The organism is Butyrivibrio sp. AE3006 (genome assembly GCF_000424165.1).
In the GTDB taxonomy this organism is placed as follows: Bacteria; Bacillota; Clostridia; order Lachnospirales; family Lachnospiraceae; genus Butyrivibrio.
Map to the genome: position 1 here is coordinate 22,040 of NZ_AUJJ01000034.1, position 6,000 is coordinate 28,039.

A 6,000-nucleotide genomic window follows, 5' to 3' on the forward strand; every position below is an offset into this window, starting at 1 on the left:
TGGGATAAAAATAAAGTGATTTTTTTATTCTGAAATAAATTGAAAAGGAATTCTGATTGTGTTATATATGTTTTCTGTCAAGGAGCAGTAACACAATGAAAAGAAATTTAAAAGGAATAATATTTACGCTACTTGGAGCATCTTGCTGGGGATTGTCCGGATCAATGGGCCAGTACCTTTTTACCGTACAGCAGATGGATAGCAGGTGGCTCGTGCCTATAAGACTTGGTCTTTCAGGAATACTTATCCTTTTGTATTGCCTGATAAGACATAAAGATACCGTGTTCAAGCCATGGAAATCTGTAGAAATGGCAAAATGGATGATTATATATGGAGTTGCGGGTGTAAGTATCTGTCAGTTCCTATATTTTCTAACAATTGAACTTTCAAATGCAGCCATGGGAACAATACTTCAGGATCTATCACCAATATTTATACTTATCTTTACATGCATGACCTCAAAGAGGTTGCCCAGATCTTTTGAAATCATATCCATACTTTTAGCAATAACCGGTGTTTTCCTGTTAACAACACATGGTGATTTAAAGCACATCTCATTACCACTTCCTGCACTTATTGCCGGTATCGGCAGTGCGTTCTGCGTAATGATATACAACGTACTTGCACCAAAGATTACTAATAGCATTCCTGTAATCGTGGCTCAGGGATGGTCATTTTTACTTGGCGGTGCACTCTTGGGGATAGCTTTTAGAACCTGGAAAATATATTACATTCCAAACCTTATGGGAATATTTGGAATACTTTTTGTTGTCGTTATTGGTAATATTTGTGCATTTACCCTATACATAAGCGGAGTCTCAAAGATCGGTCCACAAAAAGCTATTCTTTACAGTTTTGCTGAACCAATAACAGCTGCCCTTATCTCAACATTTGTTTTAAAGAGTAGATTCACCATCTACGATGCTATAGGTTTTGGTCTCATCTTTATGATGTTATTCTTCATTACCTTTGGTTCAAAAGAAAATACCGTTACATCAAAAGAGACTGCGAAGAATCCTGTATAAGCATTCTTCACAGTCTTTTCCTAACTTTGACTAGCATCGACAAAAAGAGTATTAAATCATTCACTGATAAAATGTGTCCACAAGTGTTCTTCCGATTTTGGCATGCCATATTTTTCTTTTCCTAGAGCTATGCTCTTCATTAGGAAGGACATGTTTCTGGCAAGAACTCTCATTGTCTGAAGGCCTTCAAGGTCTTTTTCAGCCTGTCCCTTTTCCCTTCCATGAACACTATTCCAATACTGGCTGGATGCGATAGGCATATTACAGATGGTGAAGTACTTGTTTAATTCATCGAAAGTAGCTGACGCACCGCCTCTTCGGCATACTACCACACTTGCGCCAACCTTCATGCTTTTGTCAAAATGCGTACTATAGAAAAGTCTGTCCAAGCATGCTATAAGTGTTGCATTGGCAGATGCGTAATAAACAGGTGAAGCAACTACTAGTCCATCTGCCTCCTCAAACTTAGGTGCAAGCTCGTTTACTACATCATCAAATACACATTTTCCCTTCTCCATGCAGCTTCCACAGGCGATACATCCGCGGATATCTTTGTTACCGACCTGAACAATTTCCGCTTCAATACCTTCCTCAGTAAATGTTTTAGCCATTTCGTCCACTGCTATTGAAGTATTACCACCCACTCTTGGACTTCCATTGATTATCAATACCTTCATTACAAGAATTCTCCTTCCGTCTTATTTAAGTGACATTCCATCCTTAAAAGCATTACCCACAACATCACCAAGGGCAACATACGTATTGTTACACGGATCAAAGGTAATTGGCTTAAGCTTCTTTGGATCTACATTTCCGTTCGTAACTACGCTTTCATCAGCGGATACGTTTACAATCTCACCGATCAGAATACCATCCTCAAAGCTTTTTACTCTGCACTCTAAAGCCATTGGTAGTTCATCTATAAGCGGGGCATCCACAAATTCACTCTGCTCATTTTAAATCCTCCTCTTGTTATTCCATGAATGATTTTATTTCTGTCATTCTCTTGCTTTGCTTTACGCCAAATGGACATCTGTCGTCACAATGGCCACAGGAAATGCAATCTGATGCCTTCTTTTCCAAGGTACTATAATGTTCTTTTGCAAGCGTATCTCCAACCTTTGCCAGATCATAATATTTGTTCACAAGGCCTATATCTATGCCCACGGGGCACGGTTTGCAATGATTACAGTACACACACTTACCATTTGCCTGCGGTGGCGCAAAGGAACCTATTACTGAGTAATCAAGCTCTTCATCTGTCTTGTCGTAGTAAGACAATAGTTCGTCAACCTCTGCTACACTCTGCGCTCCCGGGAGCACTGTGAGTACTCCGGGCTTATCAAGCGCATATTTTATGCATTGAAAAGGTGTGAGTGCCTGTCCGAAAGGCGACCTCTTTGCATCAAGGAGCTGGCCTCCTGAGAATGGCTTCATTACTGAAATTCCAACCCCTTCCTTCTCACATCTCTTGTATATTTCCGATCTTTCGTCAACACCGCCATGAGCATAATCGCCCTGCCCGTAGTCATAACCGGGATTAACGGAAAACATGAGCATATCGATTTCAGCTTCATTCATAATCCTCTGTATCACTGATGGCGTGTGGGATGAAAGGCCTGTATGTTTTACCACTCCCTCTTCCTTCATTTTCAGAAGATAATCATATACACCGTTCCGCTGATAAGTTTCCCAATCAGAATCTTCGTCCTGACAGTGAATAAATCCATAATCAATATAGTCAGTCCTAAGGTCGTGAAGCTGCTTATCCAGTGATCTCTTAACCGTGTCCAGATCAAGTGACCACCCGTAAGTGCCTCTTGAATAATCCGCCCCAAAATGGATCTGGTAAAAGATATTATTCCTCACATCAGACAAAGCCTCTCCATACATGGGAAATGCGCTTCCATCTCCTGCGGCCATATCGAAGTAGTTGATACCGCCTTCATAGGCACGTCTGATTGCTTCAACCGAAGCTTTGGTTCCCGCTTCATAAATATATGCTGAGCCAAATCCTATCTCACTGACCTTATCTCCGGTTCTTTTATTTACCCTGTATCTCATAAAAAACTCCAGTCCTATTTATCCAATTTTTTCAACAAAATCAGACATCATATCTGAAATCTTTATCTGCTGTGGGCATACCTGCTCGCAGCTATGACAGTGCAGACAGGATACCGGCTTCTTGGATTCATCCATTGCTGCAAGCGCCATGGGGGCTATGAACGTCATTCCTCCGGCAGCTGCTGTATAGAGATGTTCGTTGTATAAAGAGATAAGATAGGGTATATCTAGTCCCTGAGGACAGTGACTTACACAGTAATGGCATGCGGTGCATGGAACTGTCTTTGTAGACATCATTCTGTCCACAACCTTCATCAACCCTTCCATCTCTTTATCATTGAGGGGCTTATCCTCAGAATACGTCTTAAGGTTAGCATCAAGCTGCTCCATTGATGACATCCCTGAAAGTACCATCGTTACGCCTTTTACTGACTGCAAAAATCTGAAAGCCCATGCCGGGATTTCCTCGTCAGGCCTGAGAGCTTTTAATTCTTGTTCAGACAGCGGATCAAGTTTTGCAAGCTTACCACCTCGAAGCGGTTCCATAACCCATACCGGGATATTCATATCATTCAGAAGTTTAACCTTATCTTCAGCCTTCTGGAATTTCCAGTCGAGGTAATTAAGCTGAAGCTGGCAGAATTCCATATGCTCCCCGTATGCATCCAGGAATCTCTTAAGGACTTCATACTCTCCATGGCATGAAAATCCAAGATGCTTTATCCTGCCATTTTTCTTCTGCTCCATAAGATAATCAAAGATCCCGTACTTCGGATCAAGATACTGATTGATGTTCATCTCACAAACATTATGGAAAAGATAGAAATCAAAATACTCCATCCCTGTCTTTTTGAGCTGTTCTTCAAATATTTCTTTTACCTTTGGCATATTTGAAAGGTCATATCCCGGGAATTTGGTAGCAATGTAATAGCTGTCCCGGGGATACTTTGAAAGAGCTTCCCCCATCACTATCTCAGAGTTACCGTCATGATATCCGAATGCTGTATCGTAATAGTTGATTCCGGCTGCCATTGCTCTATCAACCATCCTTTTGGCCTCATCACGATTTATCTCCGCATCGTTACCGTTTACAACCGGAAGCCTCATAGCCCCGAATCCAAGCCCTGAAAGACTGATACCCTGAAAATCTCTGTAAACCATTGCCATAAGTCATAACCCTCCTACATTTCTGATAATTACTCATTTACTCCCACGTGAGCTTACCTGTTTTCTGTGCCACTTCATATCTGCCAATCTTATAATCCAGCTTCTCCAGGGCAATATCATATTTCTTCTTAGCCTCAAGGATCTGCTCCCTAGCTTCCTTCAGCAGATTTGTCCTGGCATCAATGGTGGAATCGCCTTCTCGGAAAAGCTTCACATATTCGATCAGCATTTCGACAGGAACTCCGGCGTCACGCATACACACAGCATTTTCAACCCATCCGATATCTTCTTCCTGATAATCTCTTATGCCTCCGGCTGTTCTTGTTACCTCAGGGATGACGCCTACGCGCTCATAATAACGCAGCGTATCCGGGGTCAGATTGTACTTCTCACAAACTTCTTTGATTGTCATGGCCTTTATCTCCTATATATGATCAATCTTTATCAGGCACATTTTTCCATACCATTAACAATTATCTTTCCGGAAGCGCTTGCGTCATTCATGATGATCTCTGAAACTTCCGGAACTGAAATAGAACCTGAAAGAGGATTTTTAATGCTGACAACAGGAGAGATAATCGTTGCCTCCACTTCAGACTTCTCAAAAGCAAGGTCTGTATCAACCATTTTGCAGTTAATCAGTTTTAATCCCTTGCAGTAGCAAAGAGGCTGCGTACCAATGATTGTGCAGTTCTCAAACGTAACATTCTCACAGTACCACGCAAGATATTCACCCTTTATAACACTGTTTCTTACTACCACATTTTTTGCATGCCAGAAGGCATCTTTTGTATCAAAGTTGCAGTTCTCAAAAACAGAATCTGTAATATACTGGAAAGAGTATTTACCCTTAAGCGTCACATTCTCAAAATGAAGTCGATCTGATCTCATCATGAAATATTCACCCTGGACAGTAGTATCTTTCATCTCAATGTCTTTTACCGACCATCCAAACTCAGGAGAAATAATGTCACTGCTTTCGATTTTAATATTTGAACACTCCCGCAATGCTTTAATCCCGTGCATTTTGGAATTACTGATTGTTGCATCATTTGTATACCAGAGGGCTGCCCTGCAGTTTTCAGTCATTTCGATGTTATCAAGAACCAGCTTATCATCATGCCAGAATGGATATCTGAGATTAAAAAAGCTGTTCTTCACAGTAACGTTCCTGCTCTCTTTAAAAGCACTTTCTCCGTCTGCAGGACCATCAAACTTGCAGTCCGTCGCTGTAATATCTCTGCTCCCATAAAGGGCTCTCTCTTCATCAAAAGTTTTGTTATTTATAATCATATCGTTCATCAGATTACCTCTTCTCTCTATAAAAAAATCATCTGTAGTTTCATCTTTTTCTCGGGCTCGATATGGTCATCCTACACCCTGGAGTTAACTCTAAGTCAATAGGCCTGGAGCAGGAAATTTATTAAAAAATTATAAACTTTATTCTTCCATCAAGGATTATGTATTACATTTCTCTTTCCACTATTGGCAGTTCCTCTTACTTCTTCGTGGTAAAAGTAATCTACGATTGTCGGATGTCCTTTCTCTACTCTCTCATACGGAGTTTCATTATCAACAAACCTGCAATCATACTTTTTAGCCAGCTCTTCTGCTTTCTTTTCCAGCGCTTCAAAATAGCTGCGGTTCTTTTTGTTATAAATTTCGTCATACAGCGGCACCAGATCCGGATGTTTATCGGAAATGTATTTCATGATATCTGCCTTAAAACCTCCGCGAAGATTCA

7 protein-coding genes and 1 pseudogene are annotated in these 6,000 nt (G+C 40.9%); 1 reads left to right on the top strand and 7 read right to left on the bottom strand.

Features of this window, described 5'->3' with window-relative positions; all coding sequences use genetic code 11:
• Positions 1 to 95 precede the first annotated feature (95 nt).
• Positions 96 to 1,025: a DMT family transporter gene (locus tag G603_RS0115295; RefSeq protein WP_026670767.1), complete on the top strand. Its 930-nt coding sequence runs from the start codon at positions 96 to 98 to the stop codon at positions 1,023 to 1,025.
• A 56-nt stretch (positions 1,026 to 1,081) separates the two neighbouring features.
• On the opposite strand, the gene G603_RS0115300 is transcribed toward G603_RS0115295, so the two are convergent.
• The 7 genes and pseudogenes from G603_RS0115300 to G603_RS0115330 all read right to left on the bottom strand — a co-directional run.
• Positions 1,082 to 1,702 (bottom strand): flavodoxin family protein, encoded by a 621-nt coding sequence (locus tag G603_RS0115300; RefSeq protein ID WP_026527976.1) that lies wholly within the window; start codon positions 1,700 to 1,702, stop codon positions 1,082 to 1,084.
• Positions 1,703 to 1,723: 21 nt separating this feature from the next.
• Positions 1,724 to 1,933, bottom strand: coding sequence for a hypothetical protein (locus G603_RS20690; protein WP_196808088.1), 210 nt, complete (start codon positions 1,931 to 1,933; stop codon positions 1,724 to 1,726).
• A 64-nt stretch (positions 1,934 to 1,997) separates the two neighbouring features.
• Entirely contained in the window at positions 1,998 to 3,089 is a 1,092-nt protein-coding gene (locus G603_RS0115310; RefSeq protein WP_026670768.1) for an aldo/keto reductase, read from the bottom strand.
• Between the two features lie 18 nt (positions 3,090 to 3,107).
• On the bottom strand, positions 3,108 to 4,250 hold the full coding sequence (locus G603_RS0115315; RefSeq protein WP_026670769.1) for an aldo/keto reductase: 1,143 nt from the start codon (positions 4,248 to 4,250) through the stop codon (positions 3,108 to 3,110).
• A gap of 43 nt (positions 4,251 to 4,293) precedes the next feature.
• Positions 4,294 to 4,668 (bottom strand): MerR family transcriptional regulator, encoded by a 375-nt coding sequence (locus G603_RS0115320; RefSeq protein ID WP_026670770.1) that lies wholly within the window; start codon positions 4,666 to 4,668, stop codon positions 4,294 to 4,296.
• 32 nt (positions 4,669 to 4,700) lie between these two features.
• Positions 4,701 to 5,558, bottom strand: a complete 858-nt coding sequence (locus G603_RS0115325; RefSeq protein WP_026670771.1) for a DUF3737 family protein — start codon at positions 5,556 to 5,558, stop codon at positions 4,701 to 4,703.
• Between the two features lie 149 nt (positions 5,559 to 5,707).
• A pseudogene (locus G603_RS0115330) lies at positions 5,708 to 6,000 on the bottom strand (radical SAM mobile pair protein B); the annotation flags it as partial.